17 protein-coding genes are annotated in these 24,147 nt (G+C 47.6%); 3 read left to right on the top strand and 14 right to left on the bottom strand.

Annotated elements, in window-relative coordinates; translation table 11 throughout:
* Positions 1-325: 325 nt before the first annotated feature.
* The 6 genes from HPS57_RS01435 to HPS57_RS01410 all read right to left on the bottom strand — a co-directional run bounded on the left by HPS57_RS01435 (position 326) and on the right by HPS57_RS01410 (position 9,162).
* Positions 326-2,869, bottom strand: a complete 2,544-nt coding sequence (locus HPS57_RS01435; protein ID WP_172179461.1) for a M6 family metalloprotease domain-containing protein — start codon at positions 2,867-2,869, stop codon at positions 326-328.
* Positions 2,870-3,416: 547 nt separating this feature from the next.
* A complete protein-coding gene (pyrH, locus tag HPS57_RS01430; RefSeq protein WP_172179459.1) occupies positions 3,417-4,127 on the bottom strand; it encodes a UMP kinase in 711 nt (236 codons plus the stop codon).
* Positions 4,128-4,287: 160 nt separating this feature from the next.
* Positions 4,288-5,043, bottom strand: a complete 756-nt coding sequence (locus tag HPS57_RS01425) for a biotin--[acetyl-CoA-carboxylase] ligase (RefSeq protein WP_172179457.1) — start codon at positions 5,041-5,043, stop codon at positions 4,288-4,290.
* Between the two features lie 71 nt (positions 5,044-5,114).
* Positions 5,115-5,525 carry a tRNA (adenosine(37)-N6)-threonylcarbamoyltransferase complex ATPase subunit type 1 TsaE gene (gene tsaE / locus HPS57_RS01420; RefSeq protein ID WP_135940464.1) on the bottom strand — a complete coding sequence of 137 codons (411 nt, stop codon included), beginning with the start codon at positions 5,523-5,525 and terminating at the stop codon, positions 5,115-5,117.
* Between the two features lie 14 nt (positions 5,526-5,539).
* Positions 5,540-6,799, bottom strand: a complete 1,260-nt coding sequence (locus HPS57_RS01415; protein ID WP_172179455.1) for a phospholipase D-like domain-containing protein — start codon at positions 6,797-6,799, stop codon at positions 5,540-5,542.
* A complete protein-coding gene (locus HPS57_RS01410) occupies positions 6,796-9,162 on the bottom strand; it encodes a mechanosensitive ion channel family protein (RefSeq protein WP_172179453.1) in 2,367 nt (788 codons plus the stop codon). The genes HPS57_RS01415 and HPS57_RS01410 overlap by 4 nt, the downstream gene beginning before the upstream one ends.
* A 180-nt stretch (positions 9,163-9,342) precedes the next feature.
* Between HPS57_RS01410 and HPS57_RS01405 the strand changes: the two genes are divergently transcribed.
* The 3 genes from HPS57_RS01405 to HPS57_RS01395 all read left to right on the top strand — a co-directional run bounded on the left by HPS57_RS01405 (position 9,343) and on the right by HPS57_RS01395 (position 12,984).
* Complete coding sequence (locus HPS57_RS01405) at positions 9,343-10,155, top strand: ATPase (RefSeq protein WP_172179451.1); 813 nt, start codon at positions 9,343-9,345, stop codon at positions 10,153-10,155.
* A gap of 159 nt (positions 10,156-10,314) precedes the next feature.
* Positions 10,315-11,967 (top strand): DUF6268 family outer membrane beta-barrel protein, encoded by a 1,653-nt coding sequence (locus HPS57_RS14495; RefSeq protein WP_369811420.1) that lies wholly within the window; start codon positions 10,315-10,317, stop codon positions 11,965-11,967.
* Positions 11,968-11,970: 3 nt separating this feature from the next.
* Complete coding sequence (locus HPS57_RS01395) at positions 11,971-12,984, top strand: sensor histidine kinase (protein WP_172179449.1); 1,014 nt, start codon at positions 11,971-11,973, stop codon at positions 12,982-12,984.
* 338 nt (positions 12,985-13,322) lie between these two features.
* Here HPS57_RS01395 and rpiB read toward each other — a convergent pair whose 3' ends face one another.
* From rpiB to HPS57_RS01355, 8 genes are all read right to left on the bottom strand, one after another.
* Positions 13,323-13,784, bottom strand: coding sequence for a ribose 5-phosphate isomerase B (gene rpiB, locus HPS57_RS01390; protein WP_172179447.1), 462 nt, complete (start codon positions 13,782-13,784; stop codon positions 13,323-13,325).
* A 76-nt stretch (positions 13,785-13,860) separates the two neighbouring features.
* On the bottom strand, positions 13,861-15,885 hold the full coding sequence (locus HPS57_RS01385) for a transketolase family protein (protein ID WP_172179445.1): 2,025 nt from the start codon (positions 15,883-15,885) through the stop codon (positions 13,861-13,863).
* A gap of 26 nt (positions 15,886-15,911) precedes the next feature.
* Entirely contained in the window at positions 15,912-17,501 is a 1,590-nt protein-coding gene (locus HPS57_RS01380; RefSeq protein ID WP_172179443.1) for a xylulokinase, read from the bottom strand.
* Between the two features lie 32 nt (positions 17,502-17,533).
* A complete protein-coding gene (gene araA, locus HPS57_RS01375; RefSeq protein WP_172179441.1) occupies positions 17,534-19,081 on the bottom strand; it encodes an L-arabinose isomerase in 1,548 nt (515 codons plus the stop codon).
* Between the two features lie 132 nt (positions 19,082-19,213).
* Positions 19,214-19,912 (bottom strand): L-ribulose-5-phosphate 4-epimerase, encoded by a 699-nt coding sequence (locus tag HPS57_RS01370; protein WP_172179439.1) that lies wholly within the window; start codon positions 19,910-19,912, stop codon positions 19,214-19,216.
* Between the two features lie 33 nt (positions 19,913-19,945).
* Positions 19,946-20,611, bottom strand: coding sequence for an NUDIX hydrolase (locus HPS57_RS01365; protein ID WP_172179437.1), 666 nt, complete (start codon positions 20,609-20,611; stop codon positions 19,946-19,948).
* Positions 20,612-20,701: 90 nt separating this feature from the next.
* Positions 20,702-22,684, bottom strand: a complete 1,983-nt coding sequence (locus tag HPS57_RS01360) for a sodium:solute symporter family transporter (protein WP_172179435.1) — start codon at positions 22,682-22,684, stop codon at positions 20,702-20,704.
* A gap of 48 nt (positions 22,685-22,732) precedes the next feature.
* Positions 22,733-23,908, bottom strand: coding sequence for an aldose epimerase family protein (locus tag HPS57_RS01355; RefSeq protein ID WP_172179433.1), 1,176 nt, complete (start codon positions 23,906-23,908; stop codon positions 22,733-22,735).
* Positions 23,909-24,147: the final 239 nt, after the last annotated feature.

Below are 24,147 nucleotides of genomic sequence, written 5' to 3'. Positions count from 1 at the left end.
TTTCATTTGGTAAACATGTTTTTTTGTGACTGATTTGTGGCTGTCGCTGAGGAGTTTTGGTTTCTTTATAACATTTACTGGGCATTAATTAACGTGAGTTAGACGAATTTGCTTTATCTGGTAAAAAGTAAAATGCTATAAAAAGCACCGTTTCACGGTGCTTTTAAGAGTATTTTTTATTTCCTCAGATGGTTGACAATTCGTTGAACTCAAAAGATTATTACTGCCCGCTAAATGATTAGAAAAATAAGTGTGCGCCTAAAAAACACTGCATTGGTATTTCTTGGCGCACACTTAATGAAAAATGGTATAAAGGAGAGATGTGTCAGTTGATGATTATTTTCTTCTTTCCCACAATATATATTCCCGGCTTCAGGAATGATTTGTCTGTTCCAAGGCGTTGACCTGAAATGCTGTATATACTGTTTGTTGCAATGCCGTCTTCTGCTTCGGCGGATTCTATACCTGTGCCAGGCAGTTCAACGGTTTTTGGCGAGCTCCATGCTGATTCTTTGTCACCGAATACAGCTTTTACCATGAACCGATACTGTGGAGATGTCAGTCCGGTAAGTGTGTAATGGTTGCCTGTGATTTCTTCGATGATGATAGTACCGTCGTTTTCTGTTATGGTAGCAAGCAACGGCAATGTCTTTGCAGAAGTCACACTTTGTATGTCCTCAAGTGTGAAATTACCGTCATAGACAGCTATTTTCTTGAGGTAAACACGTTTTGTTGGTTCGAGGATTATACGGCAGTCCTTATCGTATTCAAAAGTTACGGCTGTTGGTGTCTGTATAGCATCTGTGGTGAAGCTCTTTGCGTACATTGTTCCGTCGGCTTTTGTCAGTACGCCCTTTGTTTGTGGGTCGGCAAGCATGACTGTCATATTCTTATTGTCATTACCATATTGTTTCGTCTCTGTATAGATGGTTATATTGCCGGACTGTGGTGAGACGGCAGGAGTTATTATGTTATGCACTCCGCTTTTGCTGCTTCCAATCTTTATGCCGTAGGGCGATTCATACAATTTTGAGCCGCTCCAGTCATCACCGATGCTGCCTGAAATGTCTTTGTTGCTGTCGGATGTCACATCATAGTTGAATGTTCTGCTGAGCAATTCTGCTTCTTCAATGGCAGGTTTTGTGTAAGGGAATACCTTAAGTGTGTAACTGTCAGCGTCTTTCACTTCTGACCATGATGCGGTGAAACTGCCGGCTGTGATGTTTGTCGCATCATTCAATGTTGGTGAAGGCATGCCGCCCATGAATGTGAATGATATGAGACCATCGCTTGATTCTGTGATGTCGGTAATTGGTTTGTGCATATACTTTGAACCGTCGGTATTCGGATTGTACAGTGTGGCAGCAGGCTTTGTCTCGTCTGTGAATGCGGTATGTCCTCCTGTTCCCGGGAACGGGTCGCCCGCCAGCTGTGCATAGGTTGCGCTGTATGCTTTCATGCCGTTGCCAATATTTACCAATGTGCCATAGCTGTTGTCGGCTGCGAAGTATGTCATGCGCTGCCTTGATGCCATGTCGTTGGGAGCATTCTGCTGCCATGTGCCCTTGTCGTAGTCAACGTGGAGGATAAGCATTCCGTGACCTGTGCCGTTTCCGTTTCCTGCTGTATAGCTGTCCCAGCGCTTTGCCTGACGGTTTTCAAGAAGATAATGTTCATCGAGGTGTGCGTCGTTTGTTATTTTATATGCGACAGGCTCATCGTTCAGTGCCGGCATACCGGTGATGTATGTCGGAGAATCCAGTTCTATGAAATCAAGCCATCCTGCCCACCAGCGTTCGAATGATGTGAATGCGGCAGGCACTTCGCCGTGTTGGTTTGGTCCGTTGTAAGAACCTGAGTCCATCAAATCCCAGCTCATCATTCCCTGACCTCCGGAATAGTCCGTGTCGTAAAGGTCTGCATAGCCGAGGCAATGAGAGAATTCGTGGCATGCTGTGCCGATACCGTCGATAGTTGTGGTGCTTCCAAGCTCGCAAGAGACAGCATAAGTGTCAATCTTCACACCGTCAAGAGTCTGCGCGCCAGTGCCGTCGCCATAGCTTGCCCCTTCTGACAATGCCCATTCGTGTGGCCAGATGTCGTCTTCAACATCGCTTGCCGCCTCACCTGTTCCGGCATAAATAACGAAAACCTGATCCACTTCGCCGTCGCCGTCCCAGTCATAGTCGGAGAAATTCACTGCCTTGTCGGCAAGTTTAAGAGCTTCGATGACAAGCTCGCATGGATGGCTGTCATCGCCATAGCTGTCATTTCCACCGTAATAGCTATGGCTTTTGCTTGCCGTGAGAGGTCCGATTACATCGAAGGTCAGGTCGAACTTGCCATAGGACTGGTCGTAGAAATAATCATGGACAGAGCCGATATATCCCGGAGCATTGTAGCCTTCTTTGTTGAACCGTTCTTCAAACACAGACAGAGTGTGCTTTGGCAACATCGTTTTATCAGAGAAGTTCACGAGTATCACAAGACCTTTCTTTGAACCAATAAGTTCTGTCGGCACTCCGAATGCTTTCTTTTTGCCATTGGAAGCTTTTGCCATAGCAGCTTCACGGCGTGCAATCCTTCGGTTGTTGTTCTTGTGTGCACGGTTTTGCCGTGTGTTTTTCAAGGTTTCACTCTGCTCTGCAGTGAGGTAGTACAGTTTGCCCTCGCTGTTTTTGGCAAGAGTTTTTCCGTTTTCGTCAACATACCAATGGCCGTTTTCGTCGCCGACGAGCAAGGCACTTATTGTTGTTCCGTCAGTAAGTGGCATTGTGCGCCATACGCGTTTTGCAGGAATGGCAAAAGCCGTTACAGCCAAGAGTAGGGTAATGGCTGTAACGGCGGTTCTTATGTAATGATGTCTCATAATCATTTTTTCCGGCAGAATATGCCGGAAATGTGTTGTCGTGTTTGTAAGATTTATATTGTTGTCCGGTAAAACTCCCCAAGTTAAATTTTCATAGGAAATGTTTCTCATAAGATGTGGCAGCGCCACACTCTTTTCTGTTTCAATTCCTTCCGCCCACAATAAAGGAGTGTGGCGCTGCCACACAACTAATGGAGATTAGCTCTAATCCGCACGGCTGAAGCCGGCGGTTACCATAAGGGCTGTGGCTCCGCCACACCTTGCAGCGAAATCCTGTTGCTGTATGTGAGGATTGTGGCTCTGCTACATTTTACATTTGCTGTATGTGAGGATAGGGACTTGCCACAACCGAACCAGATGAGTGATTTTGTCACAACTGAACCAGATGAATGATTTTGTCACAACTGAATCAGATGAATGATTTTGTCACAACTGAATCAGATGAATGATTTTGTCACAACTGAACCAGATGAGTGATTTTGTCATGACTGAACCAGAAGAATGATAATGTGTTGTACATGTTTGCCGGACAGCAGGACAAGATTCATCAGTTATGCACGAGTGTGCCGATTTCCTCTCCGTCAATCACTTTCTTCAGATTGCCGAGGATATCCATGTTGAAGACATAGATAGGAAGGTCGTTCTGCATGCACATTGCCGTTGCGGTGATGTCCATCACTTTCAGCCCTTTTGCTATTACGTCAGAGTATGTGATGTCATGGAACTTTGTCGCAGTCGGGTCTTTCTCCGGGTCAGCGGTGTAGATGCCGTCAACACGTGTGCCTTTGAGCATGACGTCCGCTTCTATCTCTATGCCACGAAGTGAAGAACCGGTATCTGTTGTGAAATAAGGTGAGCCTGTTCCTCCGGACATGATGACTACTTCGCCGTTCTCCATGGCTTCAATAGCCTTCCACTTTGAATAGAATTCGCCGATAGGTTCCATGCGGATAGCTGTCAGGACACGGTTCTTCTGGCCGATAGCGCCGAGTGCGCTGGAAAGTGCGAGTGAGTTGATGACTGTTGCGCACATGCCCATCTGGTCACCCTTTACGCGGTCGAATCCTTTTCCTGCGCCTGAAAGTCCGCGGAAGATGTTGCCGCCGCCGATAACAATGCCTATCTGTACTCCCATTCCGGCTATTTCCTTTATTTGGCGTGCATAGTCGTTGAGACGTTCAATGTTGATACCTTGTTTCTGTTCTCCGGCAAGGCTTTCGCCTGAGAGCTTGAGTAGAATGCGTTTGAATCTTGCCATTATGAGTATAACTTTTTAGTGTTGATATTTTGATGTGTTCTGCCATGTTTTGCAAAAGGTTACCGTTTGGCTTGTGAATGGTAATGTTTTGCATGGTAAAGTGTTACCTTTTGCAGTGTCAAAGGCAACACTTTGTTTTGCTTGTGCAAATGATTGGGAATCAGTACTGTTCTTCCTCGTCCAAGAACTCTACTTCCTTACAGGCATAGTTCCTCAGCATGCCGTCGTCATCTCTGAGGTTGATATGTCCTGTTGGGTCAATGGAGATGAAGCGTGCCATGAACGTTCCGTTTGCATCACGGTATTTGTGGTATCCTCGTCCACGGTACAATGACTGTTCGTATTCAGCAAGGATGAAGTCGTACTGCTTGTGTTCGATGCGGAACAGATAGTCATGAAGGTTATGGATGATGTCGTGGAGCAGCACTTCACGGTTTGTCTTGCGGTGTATGATGTGTATGAGTGACAGCGGATGTTTCTCGACGGTGACGAATTCTTCCTGATTGACATTTATGCCGACGCCCATGATGCAGTCCTTCACCATTCCTCCTGAGAGGGTGCACTCAATGAGTATGCCACCCATTTTGTGTCCGTGCCAATAGATGTCGTTGGGCCATTTCACCTGTACATCTCCGATGAGGTGGTGGAGAGAGTCTTTCACCGCGAGGGCGATTGCCATGGAGAGGATGAACTGTCTGTTGGCAGGAACATGCTTAGGGTGGGAGAGTACGCTGAACAGAAGGTTCTTGCCTGCTTCACTTTCCCATGCATTCGTGCCTTGGCCTTTGCCCGCAGTTTGGTACTCGGCCTTGACGACTGTCATTTCTTTGCCTTTTTCATTGGAATACTTGCGAAGGTAGTTGTTTGTTGAATCCGTCTCTTGGAGGTGGATGTATTTTACAGAAGAGCGCAACATAGTTTGTTAGTTTTAAGGGGTTTTCAATATTAGGTTATTCCGTATTTATGCGGAGGCTTGCCACTGTCTTGTCAGAATGTTACGGTGCGTGTGCCGTCAGGATTCTCCTCTATGGCAATCCGCAGCGCATCTTCGGGAAGAAGGTCTTCGATGAGTTCGGGCCATTCCATGAGGCAGAGGTTTCCGCTGTAGAAATAATCCTCATAGCCCATGTCGTAAACCTCTTCGAGTTTCTTTATTCTGTAGAAATCGAAATGATAGACAGGCTCACCGTTCCCGGCTGTATACTCATTCACGATGGCGAATGTCGGTGAGGTGATGACATCTGTCACGCCAAGTTCCTCGCAGACAGCTTTTGTGAAGGTTGTCTTTCCTGCTCCCATTTTTCCATAGAAGGCAAGGACGCGGTGGTCTCCGATGCTGTTGATGAATTCACGTGCTGTCTCGTGAATCGATTCGATGTTCTTTATTGTCAGTTTCATACGTTTGTTTTTTTTTACAGGAAAGGACTCAGCAGATGTGCGAACCATCCGCGGAACCTTTGCCATGGGGTTCTCCATTTCTTGTATACTCCTTCCGTGAGTTGGAAAGAGTCTTTCTTGTCGTTGTCGAACATGTCGGACAATTGTTTTGTCACACTCTTGTCGATGATGGCGACATTCTCCTCATAGTCGCATTTCAGGCTGCGTGCGTCAAGGTTTGTAGAGCCTACGGTGCAGAACTTTCCGTCGACCATGATGACCTTTGTGTGATGGAATCCCGGCTGATAGACCCACACCTGGCAGCCTTTCTTCTGCAGTTTGTTGACATTGTAGAAGACACAGTCCGGAGTCAGCGGGATGTCGCTTGGCTCGGCAACCATAATCTGTACTACTACGCCTCTCTTCACTGCGCGGACGATGGCTTTCTTAATCTTCGGAATCAGGGTGAAGTATGGGTTTATGAGCCGTATTGTGTCTTGCGCTGCGTCAAAAGCGTGCAGATAGAATTGTCTTACAGCCTTTGGTGAGAGGTGCGGCTCACGGTTCACTATTCCGCACATCATGTCGCCTTTGAGAGCGATTCCGCCGTCCGAGTATTCCCGTTTTGTGGCGTTGAAGTATTTCTTGTCAACGATAATCTCGCCGGTGACTTTATGCCACGCACGCAGGAATATCTCCTGCAGTGTGTTCACTTCCGAGCCTGTCAGCCGGCAGTGCATGTCTCGCCATGCTCCTACGACAGGCGTTCCCTTTATGTAATAGTCGGCGACATTCATGCCTCCGGTATAAGCAATCTCTCCATCAATGACGACAATCTTGCGATGGTCTCTGCCGAAGATGTGGTTCAGCCATGGGAACTTTATCGGGTCAAACTCGTAAATCTGTATTCCACGCTTACGCAGGGCGGTGATATGCTTGGACTTTAGCGGCCGGTTGTTTGAGGAATTGCCGAACGCATCGTACAGCGCACGTATCTCGACACCTTCTTTTGCCTTTTCTGCCAGAATGTCAAAGAGGAGCATCGCTATGGAGTCGTTGCGGAAATTGAAGTATTCGAGATGTACGGACCGGCGGGCATTGCGGATTGCCTCGAACATGTCGTCAAACTTTTCCTGTCCTGTCATAAGCAGTTTCACATCGTTGTCGTTTGTGAACGTTACCCCGTCCTTACGCAGCTCGTTGACAACTATGCTGTCAGATGTGACAGGAATTTCATCGGCAAAGGTTGTCTGTGCGAAGAGGGACAGGACAATTATTGTAACAAAATGTCTCATTCTGCTGGGATAATATGTATATCGCGTTGTGGGAACGGAATTTCGATGTTGTTTTTGTTAAGAGTGTTGTAGACGCATTCAAGGATGGTACAGCTGTCAGCAGCAGCTGTCTGCGCATGGACCCAGCTGACAATCTTCAGTGTCACGCAGCTGTCCGAGAGTTCTTTCAGAAGCACGCTGACCTTATGCCCGTTTGTTTTGTCCACGCACGGCAGTGCTGAGACCGCTTCGACAATGAGCTTGCGGGCAAGGTCGACGCTTGTCCCGTAGGCGATGCCGGCTTCCACGACAGAGACCTCGAATCCATGGTTCTGGGTCAGGTTCTTGCAGTTCTTGGTGAACAGCTGTGAGTTTGTGAACGCTATCACGGAGCCGTCGACAGCCTCAATCATTGTCGAGGTGTAGGAGATGCTCTTCACTTTGCCGCGTATGCCGTCGCAGACAATGATGTCGCCGATGCGTATGCGGCCCGCCATGAGTGAGATGCCGTAATAGATATTTTCAATAATATCCTTGGATGCGAAACCGATACCTGTTGAGAATCCTCCCGAAATGACGACAATCCACTCGTTTGACACATGGAAGATGGAGAGAGAGATGAGGAACCATGCTCCGAGTATGAGTACCTGAATGACATTGACGAACATCACGGAGCGGCTTTCAGCATTCTGACGGTCAATCTTGTCGTAGTGGTAGCGCACCAAAGATTTCATCATGAAGTTGAGGTAGCTGAACACAAACCACAGTATGATCACGATGGAGATGCTGTTCAGCGACACGACGAAATTCTCGGAGTTGATGAATTTCTCGAGGAACACCTTCCGTGTCATGTCAGTGAGGTTGAACACCTCTGCCGCCCAATAGATGCTCAGCAGGAACGAACCGACAGCCGCTGTCGGAGTGATGACCTTTGTAAAGAAGTAGTAGAACCATGTCTTTGTGATAGGCATGGAGCTAATTTCCTTTCGTGCCGCAAGCCTTGAATACCAGTCCTTCAGGCAAGTGATTGACAGGATGCATGTGAGCTGCATGATCCACCAGATGAGAATCTGCACAGACATCAGTGTGTAGCCTATCCATGAGCAGATCACAGACAAGACAAAGACAGTTTGAGAAATGAGAGCGTAGTAGCTGTCTTTTTTCTGGACGAGGCTGCGGTATTTCTTTATTGTGTAGCCCTGCCATATCATGCATGCAAGGAGCAGCGGTGGCAGGAACAGGTTGACGATGTCATTAGGAATCAGCACTATGCGGAAAGCAATGATGATGAATCCCATAAAGAGCAGTGGCAGATAGATGAAGAATGTCTTCATTGTCCGCTCACTCTCCACCCTTATAAGGATAGAGATGAGTATCACGCTCATGAGCCATGCGAACTGCGTGAGCAGGTTGCTTGCCATAAGGATGAAATTCTGCTCCATTACCGCACTTATCAGGTTCAGGATGACGGCAAATGTGACAACAGTCGTTGTCATGATGATGCAGGCGCGCTTGGCGAAGAACTTTGTCTTTATGCTCTCGTTGAACAGTCCGCGGTGCATGAGGCGTGTGACAATGAGCCGCATAATGATCTGGTTCAATATGACAGCGATTATTCCGTAAACGAGGATTGCGCCAAAGAGGAATCCTATCACTCCTGCATCCCATTGCGACCTCGCCTTCTTGTCTGTCGTGTATTTGTCCTCTACTGTCAGCCTTGTGTTTGAAAGGTGGCTGCGCAGATTGCTTATTATGGCGAGATAGTTCTCGTCTCCGTTGCGGAAGATGCTGTTCTGAATGTCGCTGTAACGTTTCTGTGCATAGTCATTGAGGTTTTTCAGATGCGTCTCGGACATCTGGTAGTACCTCATGTACTCTTGCAGCGTCTGTGAGTTCTCCTGCACCATGCGCCGTATGTTGACAGCGAGTGCCAGGCAGACATTGCGGTCTATCCTCGCCCTTTCGTCAAGCATTATCACAGGCATGGTTGAAAGGCTTTGTATCAGTGAGTCGTAGCGTGCCACTTCCACGTTTGACTTGTTCACCCATTGGCGGAATGGCAATGCATCGTTATGGAATTTGTTGTATTGGTCTGTCGCTTCATGGCAGGCATAGGTGAGGTCGAACACGAAATCCTGCTTCTGCGAGTAGAGCATCAGGGCATTCTGGTTAGCGCGGCTCATTGTCTCGACAATCTGTTTGCGTATGTTGTCGCTGGCCTCGGTGAGTCGCTTCTGATCTTTTCCAAGGTCATTGTGTGCCTTTTCCAGTTCGTTGCGCAGGATGGATAGTGTCTGTGTGAGGTCTTTCTCCTTCAGTACAGCTTCCGACGGGATGACAATGACCGTCAGCATCAATATAAGTAAGAATGAACGTATTTTCATGTCTTGTGTTTGCTTTTGCAGCTTGTCGGCTTTCTGTGTTGTTATGATATGATCAATTGAATTTAATATAGTAAAAGGACTTAATATTCTGCAAAGTTACAAAAAATATTTGTAAACTATTGGAGGCTTATGGGTATTTTTATTATTTTTGCAGAAATAAAAATGGTAAAAAACATTAAAATGATGATTTTGTTGGCTGACGGTGGCAGCACGAAAGTCGATTGGGTGCTGCGTGACGGAGATGTTCGCATTGGCAGATATACGACAAAAGGATTGAATCCTGTCCATGTCGCGGAACATGATATAGAGAAGGTGCTTGTGGATCTTGTCCGTGAGCATCCTGAAATGTTGCATGTCGGTGCAATTGAGTTTTATGGAAGTGGCTGCCTGCCTTCCTCTGCACCAAAGATGGAGGGGTGCTTGAGGAGAATCTTTGGTGACAATATGAACATAGTTGTCGGCAGCGACATCATTGGAGCGGCAAAGGCTGTTTGTGGCGAGAATGAGGGGATCGCATGCATCCTGGGCACGGGGGCAAACTCTTGCCTGTGGAGTGGGCGGGAGGTGCTCGCGCAAACACCGGCCCTCGGCTATGTCCTTGGTGATGAAGGCTCGGGCGCCGTGCTTGGCAGGCTGTTCCTGAATGCTCTGTATAAGAATCCATTGTTGGCGGCACTGCGGGCGGAGTTTGAACAAGAATACGGCATAGACATGCCGGGCATTATCGAAAGAGTTTACCGCACCCCCATTCCCAACAGGTGGCTTGCGTCGCTGTCTCCATTCATTAACAAGCACCTTGATAACAGCATCGTGGAGGACATTGTGAAAGAAAACCTCTCATCTTTCTTCGCAAAGAACATCCTGCCATACAATCGTCCCGACCTGCCTGTGTCGTTTGTCGGCAGCATCGCTTTCCACTATGAGGCGCAGCTACGCAGCGCAGCGGAAAGTTACGGTGTCAAGATAGGAACTGTGAGAAAAAGCCCTCTGTGAGGCGCTCGTATGGCGGAATGACATGCTTGTGCAGTGCATTCGATTCAACCAATCAATCTTGTAGTTCATAGGTTCAACTGTTCGGTTCACAGGATATTGCTTTGAGATAAGCGAAAAACATCTTAATTTTGCAGACAACTTATAAAAGGGTCTGAGAAAATGAAAAGATGTATTTTATTAGTTTGCAGCACATTTGTGATTGTTGCAGCGTTTGGTCAAGTAACGATTCGGTGGGACTATTTCATGAACAGTTCTTTTCGTAACAGTGATAATGAAATCTGTGGCAAGGGCGATTTTCAGCGTGTCAAGGCTCGTGTCAATATTCCATTGTTTGTAAAACTTGACGACTATGGCAAGCCTCGTGTTTGGAATGCTACAATGACTGTAACGCATGGATGGCTTGGCAATTCTGGTTTGGCATGCGAATTGAATCCGTCAAGGATAATAAACTCAAATGTCTCTTTGTCACACATTCGGCATCTCAGTGAGAATTGGATGCTGATAGCTTCATTGGGTGCCGGCATATATGCTCCAACAAACAATGTCTCATTCAAAAGTGTCCTTGCCAATGGTGGCGCTATCTTTGCATATAATCTTACCGACAATTTCAGTGTGGGCCTCGGTGCAGGTCTCACAAATTCCTACGGGGCTCCAATGGTGATGCCTATGGGATATCTTAATTGGCAGTTAAAGGGACGGGTGGAGCTGCTGCTTAATGTTTCTAACGGTGTGAAGGCGAATGTCAAGATAAAAGCAAATGAAAGGTTGACTATGGACGTAACACCGATAGAGTTTGACGGAATGTCGGCTGTCATAAAGCATGACGGCAAAGACATGCTTTATTCGATGTTTATGATTCGCTCTCTGCTGGCCGTTGACATGGATTTGGGAAAAGGATTCTCGCTTCTTGGAGGAGCCGGAGGCGTATTGCTGCGCAATTCTTCCATACAAGAGCGTAAAATAGATAACCTGTTCAGTGGCGGCGATACAAACAAATATCGCCTTAAGACGACACCACAGTTTTCTGCTGGGATAAAATACGAATTTAAACCGCTTTATCATTATTATGTTATGAAATATCTGATAATTGAAGATGAACGCCTTGCCATGACCGAACTGAAGAGGATGGTCACAAGGATTCGCCCTGACTATGAATGTGCCGGATGGTGTGAAAGTGTCGAATCCGCTGTTTCTTTATTGGACGGGGATGAGCATAAAGCCGATTTGGTGTTTGCTGATATTCGACTGACAGACGGTGTCAGTTTTGAAATATTTGACAAGACAGGCTATGAAGGCCCGGTTATATTCACTACGGCGTATGATGAATATGCATTGAATGCCTTCAAAGTCAATGGCATAGATTATCTTCTTAAACCAATCGATGCACAAGAGTTGGAAGCTGCAATATTGAAATTTGAGCGCATCTTTGCCGGAATGTCTGAAAAGAGGGAGACGGTTTGCAGGACAGTAAAAGACCGCTTTCTTGTAAGAGTGGGTGATGATATGCTGTCGCTTGCAGCAAAGGATATAGCCTTTTTCAATAGTGAGGAGGGGTACACCTATTCCAATACGTTTGCAGGGAAGCGGTACATCATTGACATGAGCATAGAGACTCTTGCCGATATGCTGGACAAGGCAGTATTCTGCCGAGTGTCCAGAGCTTATATCTGCAACATAGAAGCCGTGGCAAGGGTTGCGAAAATGTTTGGTGGACGGCTGAAAGTCATCACCAAGCCTGACAGCCCGAACCCGATTCTCGTAAGCAGGGAACGGGCATTGCAAGTGACGAAATGGTTGAACGGAGACATTTGATTGATGAAGATAAATAAAAGAATCAGGCGGGCATTCATACTGGTGAGTGCGTCTATGGCGGTGCTTTTGCTGTGCTTGCTTACATTTTTCACAGTATCAGCAGGTCCAGAGGGCTTTCCAACTTCAAAGTTTGCCACATCGTTCATATTGAACTTGCCGTCATGCATTGTCATTGTCTATCTTGATATTTGCGTTATGAACCTCACATCGCGGTTCTTCAAATTGTCTCCGGCATGGAAGATTTGTGTGGACTTTCTTGCCACAGGCATTGTGATTGCCGGACTGAGCATATTGGTCAATGCGTTGTTTTCACTGAATGAGAATCTTGATTTCCTCCGGCTGGTGATGCCAAGTCTGCTGGTCGGCGGGGTGATTCTGTTGTGCGTTGAGCTGTATCAGTTTGGAGTGCGGCATTCCTATGACAGCAAGCGGCTTCTGGAGATAGAGAAGGAGAAAGCGAAGTATCAGTATGAGGCATTGAAAAACCAGATAAACCCTCATTTTCTTTTCAATTGCCTGAATGTGATAGCCTCATTGGCTTATGAAAGTCCTGACAAGACAAACTTGTTTGCCAAAAGGCTCTCCAATGTGTACAGATATTTGCTGTCAACACGCACCAAACATGTTGTTACAGTTGCTGACGAACTGAAGTTTGCAAGCGAGTATGTTTTCCTACAGCAGATTAGGTTTGAGGACAACCTTAAGATCGCCATTGGTGATTACGGTGAGCATGGGGACAGAATGATTATTCCGGCAGCAGTCCAGATGTCGGTTGAAAACGCAATCAAGCATAACGTGTGCAATAGCACTAACCCGTTGGAGATAGTGGTAGAAGCAAAACAAGATTATGTGGTTGTACGTAACCGTATTAACCGACTTTCTTGCGCGAATGGCACAGGAATGGGGATAGAGAACCTGCGTGAGCAGTTTCGGAATAATGGTGCTGAGGTTGTGATAACGGAGACTGAAACGGAATTTATTGTGAAACTTCCTTATCTGCCTGTTGCCAGAGAATGAACATAATCAGTATTATATCGCTTGTTGTTTGGCAGATATTACACCTTTTTGTGCTATATAAGAAACCAATACAGCTTCATTCAAAAAGCAACAAAGATTTTATTGGGAAATGTTTGGTGACACTTTAAGCTATGAAGTATCATTTTTTGCAAAGTCATGTGTGATCTTTTGTACAGTGAAGTGTCACCTTTTGTCAGAGTAATCGCATTGTGCTTATAATAAAAAACAAAGTCCGTAATGCCTTGTTGGGATTACGGACTTTTGTTTTTTATGAATGGCTCTTTTCCCGCTGTCCTCCGCTGTGATTGACATGGCGGAGGGGGGGAGTGCTCTTGGTCTTACTTGTCAAACACGAGTTTGAATTTTCCTGAGATTTTCTCTACACGGCGCTGGTGGCGTCCTGCTTCGAAATTTGTCTTGAAGAACGTGTCAAGGATTTTCTCTGCCTCATTGTTGTTGAGGAAGCGTCCCGGGAGCACGATGACATTGGCGTCGTTGTGCTGTCGGCAGAGTCCTGCCACTTCCGGGCACCATGCGAGTCCTGCACGCACTGCCTGATGCTTGTTGAGGGCGATGGCCATGCCTTCGCCGGAGCCGCAGATGCCGATGCCGACATTGCAGATGCCGTCCTCGATGCCTTCTGCCAGGGCGTGTGCATAGTCAGGGTAGTCAACGCTTGTGTCGCTCCAGCAGCCGTAGTCCTGCACAGGGTAGCCTTTCTCTTCGAGGTATTGCTCAACGAATTTCTTCAATGGGTAGCCAGCGTGATCGCTTGCGAGTCCTACTTTCTTGATTTCCATAGTTTTTAAATTTTAGGATTTAGAGATAGGCTCTGAGGCTTTTCGCCTCAGAGCACCGGATTCTTAGTGTGTGGGTTTAGAGAATAGCCTTTACTTGGTTGTAGACATTCTCTGCTGTGTAGCCGAGTTTCTCGTCAAGCACTTTGTAAGGAGCTGAGAAGCCGAAGCTGTTGAGTCCCCAGATTGTGGACTTGGGGTCTGCTCCGATGAGGAATGCCTGGAGGTTTACAGGCAGTCCTGCTGTCATGCCGAACACCTTAGCGCCTGCAGGCACGACTGTCTGCTGGTACTCGGTTGGCTGGTTGCGGAACACGCCTTCTGATGGTACGCTTACGATGCGGCACTTTACGCCGTCCTTGCGGAGAAGTTCTGCACCACTGACGAGTGTGGACACTTCGGAGCCGGAAGCCACCATGATGACGTCAGGGTTCTCGTCAGAGCCAGCCACGATGTAGGCGCCCTTGCGTGCCTGCTCGTAGTCATTGCCTTCAGGGAGGTCGGTGATGTTCTGGCGGGAGAAGATGAGGGCTGTCGGAGTGTCAGTGTTCTCCATTGCCATGGCCCAAGCGACTGTTGTCTCCTTTGCCTCGGCAGGGCGGAGTACGAGGACAGAGTTCTTGCCTGCATGGTTCTTGAGTTTCTCCATGAGACGAATCTGTGCCTCCTGCTCTACAGGCTCGTGGGTAGGGCCGTCCTCACCGACGCGGAATGCATCGTGTGTCCAGATGAACTTGACAGGGAGCTGCATGAGTGCAGCCATGCGCACTGCCGGCTTCATGTAGTCGGAGAATACGAAGAATGTGCCGCATGCAGGGATAACGCCGCCATGGAGTGCCATGCCGATGCAGCAGCATGCCATGGTGAGCTCTGCCACGCCTGCCTGGAAGAATGCTCCGGAGAAGTCGTCCTTTGTCAGGGCGTGTGTCTTCTTCAGGAAGCCGTCAGTCTTGTCGGAGTTGGAGAGGTCGGCGGAAGCGCAGATCATGTTTGGCACCTGCTCGGCGAGTGCAGAAAGACAAGCCGCAGATGCAGAGCGTGTTGCATCGTTAGCCTTCTGGCTGACCTTTGTCCAGTCAATCTGTGGAGCTTTGTTTGCAAACCAGTCTGCCTGCTGCTGTGCCTTCTCCGGATTTGCCTCTGCCCATGCCTTCTCTTCTGCATAACGCTCTGCAACGATAGCTTTCAGTTCTTCCGCACGTGCATTGTACATCGCCTGTACCTCAGGGAAGATTACGAATGGATTCTCAGGGTCGCCGCCAAGGTTCTTGACAGTGTTGATGTATGCGTCACCGCCGAGAGGAGCGCCGTGAGTCTTGCAGTCGGACTCGTAGGATGTGCCATCAGCTTTGAGTGCGCCCTTGCCCATGATGCACTTGCCGATGATGAGGGTCGGCTTGCCCTGCACTTTCTTTGCTTCCTCAATGGCTTTGCGGATTTGGTCAACATCGTTACCGTTGATTTCGATGACTTCCCAGCCGAATGCCTTGTACTTGGCTGCTGTGTCCTCGCACATCACTTCCTTTGTCTCTGTTGAGAGCTGGATGTCGTTGGAGTCATAGAACATGATGAGGTTGTCCAGACCAAGCACGGCTGCCACGCGTGCGCCGCCCTGTGAGATTTCCTCCTGTATGCCGCCGTCAGAGATGTAGGCATAGATGGTCTCTTTTTTGAATGTAGGGTTTCCGGTGTGCTCTGCAAGGAACTTGGCTGCGATGGCTGCGCCGACAGCGAACACGTGGCCTTGTCCGAGAGGGCCTGAGGTGTTCTCCACGCCACGTGCAATCTCGAACTCCGGGTGTCCTGTGGTAGGTGAGCCCCACTGGCGAAGCTGTGCAAGCTCGTCGAGTGTGTACTTGCCTGTCAGTGCAAGCTGGGCATAGAGCATAGGAGCCATGTGGCCCGGATCAAGGAAGAAGCGGTCACGGCCTACCCATTCCGGGTTCTGTGGGTCGTGGTTAAGATATTCTGAGTAAAGGACATTGATGAAGTCTGCTCCGCCCATGGCACCGCCCGGGTGGCCGGATTTAGCCTTCTCTACCATTGATGCTGCAAGGATACGGATGTTGTCTGCAGCAAGTTGCATTGTCTTGTTGTCGTTCATGGTTAAATTGTTGCTTTTATGTTTGGTTATTTCTTATGTTCAACAGCTGACTGCTCTATGGCAAGACCAGCCTTGTACTGTTCCATGTATTTGTTGAAGCCCTCCACATCTTCAGGTGTTGGTGATATTGCTGTGCCTGTGTTTCCGTCAAACACAACATATTCAAGATAGTCGGCAAGGGACTTTGACTCTTTGTTGACAAGGTAGCTTGCAAGAAGTGCAATGCCCCATGCTCCGCCTTCTCCGGCGGTTTCCATTACGGAAATAGGGGAGTTGAGGGCGGCTGCGAGTACACGCTGTCCCACGCCTTTTGTCTTGAAGAGTCCGCCGTGGCCTGTTATGCGGTCAACCTTTACTTTCTCTTCGTTGAAAAGAATGTCATTGCCGAGTTTCAGTACTGCGACAGTGGCATAGAGATGTGAGCGGAACAGGTTTGCAAGATTGAATTTGTCGTTGGCGGAGCGGACAACCATCGGGCGTCCTTCTGCAAGTCCTGTCACAGGTTCGCCGGAGATGTAGTTGTAGGCCAGTACGCCACCGCAGTCAGCGTCACCGGTCATGGCATTGTTGTAGAGTTTGCCGTAGACTTCATTCATGTCTACAGGAACGCCGAGCAACTCTTGGTATTCCTTGAACAGTTTCACCCAAGCGTTAATGTCCGATGTGCAGTTGTTACAGTGGACCATGGCTACGAGTGAACCGTCAGGAGTGGTTACCATGTCAATCATCTCTGATGGTTTGCTGAGGTCCTTTTCAAGGACGATCATAGAGAAAGATGACGTTCCGGCGGACACGTTGCCAGTGCGCTGCTTTACGGCATTTGTCGCAACCATTCCTGTTCCTGCGTCACCTTCCGGCGGGCAGAAAGGGATGCCACCCTTCAGGTTTCCGGAGACATCAAGTCTCTTTGCTCCCTCATCGGTAAGCACTCCTGCATTTTCACCTGCGCAAAGGACTTCCGGCAGTATGTCAAGCAGTTTCCAAGAGTATTCTTTTGGACGGATAAGCTTGTCAAACTTCTCAACCATTTCCTTATTGTAGTCCTTTGTCTCCGGGTCAATAGGAAGCATGCCTGACGCATCGCCCACACCGAGGACTTTCTTGCCTGTCAGCTGCCAATGGATGTAGCCGGCAAGTGTGGTAAGGTATTTGATGTTCTTGACATGCTCGTTGTCCTCAAGGATGCATTCGTAGAGGTGGGAGATGCTCCAGCGCAATGGGATGTTGTACACGAACAGTTCGGAAAGTTCCGCTGCCGCTTTTCCTGTGTTTGTATTGCGCCAGGTACGGAAAGGAACAAGGATTTTGTCGTTCTCGTCAAATGCCATGTAGCCGTGCATCATTGCAGAGATTCCTATGGCGGAAAGGCTCTCAATGACACAATCGTACTGTGCTTTGACATCCTTCACAAGGTTTGCATAGCAGTCCTGCAAGCCATACCATATTTCCTCAATGGAGTAGGTCCACAGTCCGTCAACGAGAGAGTTCTCCCATTCATGGCAGCCTTGTGCGATAGGCTTGTTGTTCTCGTCAATGAGAACAGCCTTTATACGGGTAGAGCCAAACTCGATTCCGAGAATGGCTTTACCTGTGGTGATAGTTTCTTTTACAGTCATAATGGTATTGTGTTTCAGCGCTTTGCCCTGTATTACATCAATGCTTTGTTAAGCATGTAATATATTTCGTTGATACGGAGGTCGCGCTTTACAGACTCAAATGTGGAATTCTTGTCGATGTGCAGGTACTCGATGTTAAGCATTTCTGCGTAGTCTTCCCAGTACTCCGGTGTGATGTCGTAAGAGAAGCAAGAGTGGTGTGTGCCGCCTGCAAGAATCCATGAGCCTGCTCCAATCTCGAAGTTTGGCTGCGGAACCCAGAGAGCGTTTGCCACCGGGAGTTTAGGCAGTGGCTTTGGCTGTATGCAGTGTACGTCGTTCACGATAAGGCGGAATCTGTTGCCCATGTCCACGACTGTCGCTGTCACGCCGTCACCAACCTTTGAGTTGAACACAAGGCGTGCTGTCTGTTGCTTGCGGACACCGATGCCAAGGTGGTGGACCTCAAGGCGAACCGGCTCGTCATCGACAGCGATGAGTGGGCATACCTCAAGCATGTGGCTCTGGAGGAGGGAAGAATTCTCACCGTCGAAGTTCAGTGTGTAGTCCTCGAGGAAGGAACATCCGGTAGGCATTCCCTGTGTCATATACCACAGTGTGCGATAGAGAGCCGCTGACTTCCAGTCACCCTCAGCGCCGAAACCGTATCCTTCTGCCATGAGACGCTGTGAAGCGAGTCCCGGAATTTGGTCAAAGCCGACAAAGCCTTCAGAATCAGGATCGTCCCAAGAGCCGAGGTCGTCAAAGTTTGTTGTGAACCCTTTCGCTCCCTTAGCCTTAAGGATGGCACGGAGAGCGAGCTCTGCGCGTGCGGCATTCCAGATTTTCTTGTTACCGATTTCCTCACCGGCTTCACAAGGAACAATCTTGTAAAGTTTCTTGTATTCCTCCACAAGAGCGTCAACATCTTTAGGGTCAACCTTCTTCCAGTAGTCCATCAGTTCTGATACACAGCAGTAGTCTACGTGGTAGCCGAGAACCTGCTCTGCGGCAACCTTGTCACCGTCTGTTACGGCAACGTTGTTCATCTGATCACCGAAGCGGATGATGAGCATGTCCTTTGCATCGGCTACTGCTGCTGCAACACGTGCCCAGACAGCGATGTGCTCCTGAGTCTTCTTTTCTTTCCAATAGCCTACAACAACTTTGCGTGGCTTGCGGAGGCGTGAGCAGATATGGCCGAACTCACGGTCGCCGTGTGCAGACTGGTTGAGGTTCATGAAGTCCATGTCCATTGTGTCCCATGGAATCTCCTGATTGTACTGTGTATGCAGGTGGAGCAAAGGCTTGTTCAGTGCTTGCAGACCGTGAATCCACATTTTTGCAGGAGAGAATGTGTGCATCCATGTGATCACACCGACACATTTCTCTTCATTGTTTGCTGCTTTCATGATGGCAGCAACTTCCTTGTCTGAATTTGCAGTGCCTTTATATACTACTTTGATTGGGATTATACCGGTAGCGTTAAGACCGTCCACCATTTCCTGTGAGTGTCCGTCTACAACCTTGACTGTTTCGCCTCCGTAAAGAAGCTGTGCTCCGGTAATCCACCAAAGCTCCAAATTTTCAAATGGTTTCATATTGGTTAGTTTTTTTGGGATATGCTCTGAATGATATGTTGAGTATCGGTTTCCCAAAGAGGAGGGTTGTCAGAGCATAGTGTTATTTATATAGTGTTTCTGTATTTTCTGTTTCCTTGTTTGGACAATGCATTAATGCTTCTGTCCCGGTTGGCCATAGTATGCATTAGGGCCATGTTTGCGCAGATAATGTTTCTCAATCAGCAGTGGGTTCATCGTTGTGTCAGGGTTGAGCGTCAATGACACAAATGCCATTTTTGCGCACTGCTCCATTACCTTCGCATTGTACACTGCATTTGCCGGGGATGTTCCCCAAGAGAAAGGACCGTGGCACTTTACAAGTACTCCCGGAGTGTGATCCGGATTGATATCCTTGAAAGCATCGATAATCACAGTTCCTGTTTCCTTCTCATACTCTGCCATCTCGCTTTCTACCATGTCGCGTGTACATGGGATGTCTTTGTAGAAATAGTCTGCGTGTGTAGTTCCGATGTTAGGGATGCTGAGACCTGCCTGAGCAAATGCTGTCGCGTATGTGGAATGTGTGTGTACGACGCCGGAAATGTTCGGGAACGCTTTGTAAAGTTCAATGTGTGTTGGTGTGTCGGAAGAAGGATTCATCGTCCCTTCTACAACTTTTCCTGTCGCAAGTTCTACAACGACCATATCTTCCGCTTTCATATCGTCATACGAAACGCCTGATGGCTTTATGACCATGAGTCCTTTCTCACGGTCTATTCCACTGACATTTCCCCAGGTGAAAATCACGAGATTCTGTCTAACGAGATCAAGGTTAGCCTGGAATACTTTTTCTTTGAGTTCTTCCAACATAGTTCTTTCTGTTTGTTAAGGTTGATATTCTGTTTAGAGTCTGAAGTCAGTCTCGTTGCCATTGTAACGATACATGACAGCTCCACGTTTCGAGGTCAGTTTGTCTATGACATTTGTTTCTTCAATCACATTGCTTTGTTTTGCACGCTTGCGGAAATTGCGCTTGTCTATCTCTTTGCCTACTATTGCTTCAAACACATTCTGCAGCTGTGTGAGAGTGAAAAGCTCAGGAAGCAGTGAAAAGCATATAGGTTCATTGGAAATACGTCTTCGCAGCATGATAAGCGCGTCTTCCACCATGTTACTATGGTCAGAGAACAGTGGAGGAATCTCCTCAAGGCTTACCCATTCAAGACCATATTGTTTCCGTAGCTCCTCATCATAATCTTTTACATTAATGAGTGCACAGTATGCAACTGATATCACTCGTGATTCCGGGTCACGGTTGACAGCTCCGTAGGCACCAACTTGGCGCATGAATATATTCTTTAGTCCGGTGAGACTTGTCAGAACTCTTTCCGCAGCATGTTCAAGATTTTCTGTTGCAGAGACAAAACCGCCATAGAGGGCCCATTCGCCTCGTCCCGGATTAATCTGCCTGCGACCTAAAAGCATCTTCAGCTTCCCGTTGTCGAAACCGAATACAATACAGTCTACAGAGATGTATGCCAGAGAGTATTCTTTGTAGTGATCGCCCATTTATCTGTTTATGTTTTTGCGAAATGAATTATATTGAAAAGTGTAGCTCTTGGTTTTCTGACCGCAAGCTACACTTTTGTAAATACATGTTTACCAGAGCACTATGTACAGTATGGTAAGTATTATGATAACTCCTGCAGCACCGATGTTAAATGCTTTGTCTGTCTTGAATATATCAAGGTCTATAGCAACAAGTTTCGGGTCTTGCACTTTGTCAAGAGCATTTGAACGGAGGTAGAATCCGATAGTTGCTGTTATGGCAGCGAAGAATATCATCGCTCCCTGCACACCGTGAATAGTAAGTGTCTCGTTGAAGAATGACATGACCAACACTACTATTGAAAGGACAGAAACAGCATAGAGAGCCTTGCTCCAGAAGAGCTGTGTCTTTATTGTCTTCTCGCTGAGTTCGTCTGCTTTGACAGCCTTGTTGCTGTAAAGAGATATTGTGACGAACATGATGGTAAGTACTATGAATACATAGCCGGAGCGGATGAGGAACGGTACATCAGGCAATGTGAACTTGAACAGGATAGAGAAGAAGAATGTGCCGAATGCCGCCGCAACAGCCGCTGCACCTGATGCACGCTTCCAAAGAAGGCCGAGTCCGAAGATTACTACAACACCCGGATATACGAATGCAGAGTATTCCTGGATGAACTGGAATGCCTGGTCGATACCTCCCATAAGCGGGTAAACGGCAACAAGAGCAATGAGGAGTGCGCTGACAGATGTCAGACGGCCGACGTTGACAAGCTGCTTCTCACTGGCATTCTTGTTGATGAACTGCTTGTAGATATCCATTGTGAACAATGTTGAAGTTGAGTTGAACATTGATGCAAGTGAGGATATGACAGCAGCAGCAAGAGCTGCGAAAGAAAGACCTTTGACGAAAGTAGGGGTGAAGTTGCGGATGAGGAAAGGATATGCGTCGTCAGAACGCTCAATGCCACCGGCAAGAGTCTGGCGAAGAGCCTCAAGAGCTTCGCCGTCGCCATTCATGATGTAGAATGCACAAACACCTGGGATACATACGATAAACGGAATGAGAATCTTGAGGAATGCTGCAAAAATCATACCTTTCTTAGCTTCGGCAAGAGATTTCGCTGCAAGACCTTTCTGTATGATGTACTGGTTGAAGCCCCAATAACCAAGGTTGGTGAGCCAGAGAGCGCCGAAGATGAGCACGATGCCCGGGTTTGTAAAGTATGGGTCTTCCTTCTGTACTGTAACTCCATTCTCCACAACACCATTGATTACAGGATAAAGCTCCTCATTTCTTGTGACTACAAGATTGAAATGCTTGTCGCCGGCTTGGTCAATGCACCAGCTGTAGATGTTGCCAAGAGCCTCAAGAGCTCCACAGCCCCACACCTCGGCACCGATTACAGAGAGTGCTGCGTATGCTGTGATGAGACCGCCACCAACGAGGAATGTCACCTGCATCACGTCGGTCCATGCCACAGAAGCAAGTCCGCCGTAAATAGAATACAGTCCGGCAATGACGAAGAGCACAAGGATGATGACCATACGGACCTGGTCAATCTCCATTCCTCCGAACTGCACAATCATGTCTGTCGGCAAACCGAGAATCTGCTGTATGGCAAGTGCTCCAAGCCAAGCTACGGAAGTGAGGTTGACAAACACATAGAGGAAGAGCCACAACAGCGAGAATGCGAGTCCCACTCCCCAGTTGTAGCGCTCACGCAGGAACTGTGGAATGGTGAAAATCTTCTTCTCAATCATCAGTGGCAGAAGGAATTTGCCGACTACAAGAAGGGTTGCAGCCGCCATAAGCTCATAGGCTGCTTGTGCGATGCCTGATGCAAATGCTGAGCCTGACATTCCGATAAACTGCTCAGCGGAGATGTTTGCTGCGATAAGCGATGCACCGACAGCCCACCATGTCAGTGTGTTGCCTGCAAGGAAATAGTCTGTTGATGATTTTTCTTCTCCTTTCTTGCCACGGCTGAGGAATATGCCGAGACCTACGAGTAAGACAATGTAGGCGGCAAATACGACATAGTCGATAGTTGCAAAGCCGTTGTTCTGTAATGCTTCAATTACGCTCATTGGTTTTTAGTTTTTACTATTTGATTGTTAGTTGTTATTATTATTTCTTTATTTAATGGAGAACTTATAAGCAGCATGGCTGTAATATTTCTCTCCCGGCTTCAGGGTTGGCTGCACCCAGTCCTTCTTGTTAGGAGAGTCCGGGTATTTCTGGCTTTCAAGGCATACGCTGACATGCTGAGGATATTTCAGACCGTGCTTGCGTACGATTGAGGCTTCCTTGCCGACACCTTGGAAATTGGCACTGTAAACCTGCACTCCCGGTTCGTTTGTGAACATCTCCATGAATATTCCTGTCTTTGGAGAGTAGAGTGAAGCGCAGACTACAGTGTCGTCACCTTTGCCGTCTTTGTAAGTGTTGAGACAGTAGTTGTGGTCATATCCTCCGGCATTCTTCACCTGTGCATATTCAGAGTTTATGGAATCGCCTACAGCATGTGGAGTGCGGAAATCCATAGGGGTTCCCTCTACCGGAACAATCTCGCCGGTGGTCATGAATGTGTCGTCAGACGGGGTGAAATTGTCAGCGTTGACATAAAGCACCATGTCTGTTCCAACCTGTGACAAATCGCCGTTGAGGTTGTAGTAGTTATGGTTGGTCTGGTTGATGATTGTCTCCTTGTCTGTTGTTGCCTCCCATACGATGTCAAGCGTATTGTCCGATGTGACTTTGTATGTTGTGGTGGCAGTTACTGTGCCGGGGAATCCGTTTTCTCCGTCTTCAGCGACTATTGTCAGTTTCAGTATGGAGTCACCGATTTGCTCTGCGTCATAGACTTTGTTCATCCAACCTGTTGTGCCACCACCGTGAAGGCAATGTTTCCCGTCGTTCTGCTTTAGTTGGTACTCTGTTCCGCTGATGGTGATCTTGCCTTGGTTGATGCGGTTGGCATAGCGTCCTACGGAAGAGCCGTAGTCACTTGGTGAATTCAGCGTGTCGGTATATTGCTTGAGGTTGTCGAATCCAAGCACCACATCGGTAGGTTTGCCATCCTTGTCAGGGACTACGAGAGATACGACACGTCCTCCATAGTTGGTGATGCACGCCTCCATGCCGTTGTTGTTCTTCAGAGTGTATAGCTTGACAGGTTTGTTACCGATGATTGAATCGAATGCGGCAGGGTTCAGCCCTGATACAGTTAACTGTGCATTATCGTTTGATGTGCAGGCAGTTATGGCCGCAGCCGCAACTGTTGAAATTAGGATTGTTTTTAGATAATTCATTTTTGAATATATGTTAGTTTAACTATTTTGGGTTCAAAGTTACTAAAAATTATTATAAATCAAGACAAAAAATGATGTTTTTTGCTTGTATGTATGAAAAAAAAGTTATTTGTTACAAAAAAGACGCCTTGTAGGTTGCCGATTTGCGTGTTATGATGCCTTTTTATTTTCGTATTGTCTCGTTGGTTCGCTTCTATAGCTTGTGTATTCAGGATTCCTCTGTTATAATTTAGAAAACT

It is taken from the genome of Palleniella intestinalis, assembly GCF_013166595.1.
GTDB lineage: Bacteria > Bacteroidota > Bacteroidia > Bacteroidales > Bacteroidaceae > Prevotella > Prevotella intestinalis.
This window is presented reverse-complemented; position numbering and strand designations above follow the sequence as displayed.

Bases quoted from the DNA above. Each gene is read 5' to 3' on its own strand.
- HPS57_RS01365 (WP_172179437.1), bottom strand. From the start codon at position 20,611: ATGGGCGATCACTACAAAGAATACTCTCTGGCATACATCTCTGTAGAC.
- HPS57_RS01360 (WP_172179435.1), bottom strand. From the start codon at position 22,684: ATGAGCGTAATTGAAGCATTACAGAACAACGGCTTTGCAACTATCGAC.
- araA (WP_172179441.1), bottom strand. From the start codon at position 19,081: ATGAAACCATTTGAAAATTTGGAGCTTTGGTGGATTACCGGAGCACAG.
- HPS57_RS01355 (WP_172179433.1), bottom strand. From the start codon at position 23,908: ATGAATTATCTAAAAACAATCCTAATTTCAACAGTTGCGGCTGCGGCC.
- HPS57_RS01425 (WP_172179457.1), bottom strand. From the start codon at position 5,043: ATGTTGCGCTCTTCTGTAAAATACATCCACCTCCAAGAGACGGATTCA.
- HPS57_RS01395 (WP_172179449.1), top strand. From the start codon at position 11,971: ATGAAGATAAATAAAAGAATCAGGCGGGCATTCATACTGGTGAGTGCG.
- pyrH (WP_172179459.1), bottom strand. From the start codon at position 4,127: ATGGCAAGATTCAAACGCATTCTACTCAAGCTCTCAGGCGAAAGCCTT.
- HPS57_RS01385 (WP_172179445.1), bottom strand. From the start codon at position 15,885: ATGAACGACAACAAGACAATGCAACTTGCTGCAGACAACATCCGTATC.
- HPS57_RS14495 (WP_369811420.1), top strand. From the start codon at position 10,315: ATGAAAAGATGTATTTTATTAGTTTGCAGCACATTTGTGATTGTTGCA.
- tsaE (WP_135940464.1), bottom strand. From the start codon at position 5,525: ATGAAACTGACAATAAAGAACATCGAATCGATTCACGAGACAGCACGT.
- rpiB (WP_172179447.1), bottom strand. From the start codon at position 13,784: ATGGAAATCAAGAAAGTAGGACTCGCAAGCGATCACGCTGGCTACCCA.
- HPS57_RS01415 (WP_172179455.1), bottom strand. From the start codon at position 6,799: ATGAGACATTTTGTTACAATAATTGTCCTGTCCCTCTTCGCACAGACA.
- HPS57_RS01435 (WP_172179461.1), bottom strand. From the start codon at position 2,869: ATGAGACATCATTACATAAGAACCGCCGTTACAGCCATTACCCTACTC.
- HPS57_RS01410 (WP_172179453.1), bottom strand. From the start codon at position 9,162: ATGAAAATACGTTCATTCTTACTTATATTGATGCTGACGGTCATTGTC.
- HPS57_RS01380 (WP_172179443.1), bottom strand. From the start codon at position 17,501: ATGACTGTAAAAGAAACTATCACCACAGGTAAAGCCATTCTCGGAATC.
- HPS57_RS01370 (WP_172179439.1), bottom strand. From the start codon at position 19,912: ATGTTGGAAGAACTCAAAGAAAAAGTATTCCAGGCTAACCTTGATCTC.
- HPS57_RS01405 (WP_172179451.1), top strand. From the start codon at position 9,343: ATGATGATTTTGTTGGCTGACGGTGGCAGCACGAAAGTCGATTGGGTG.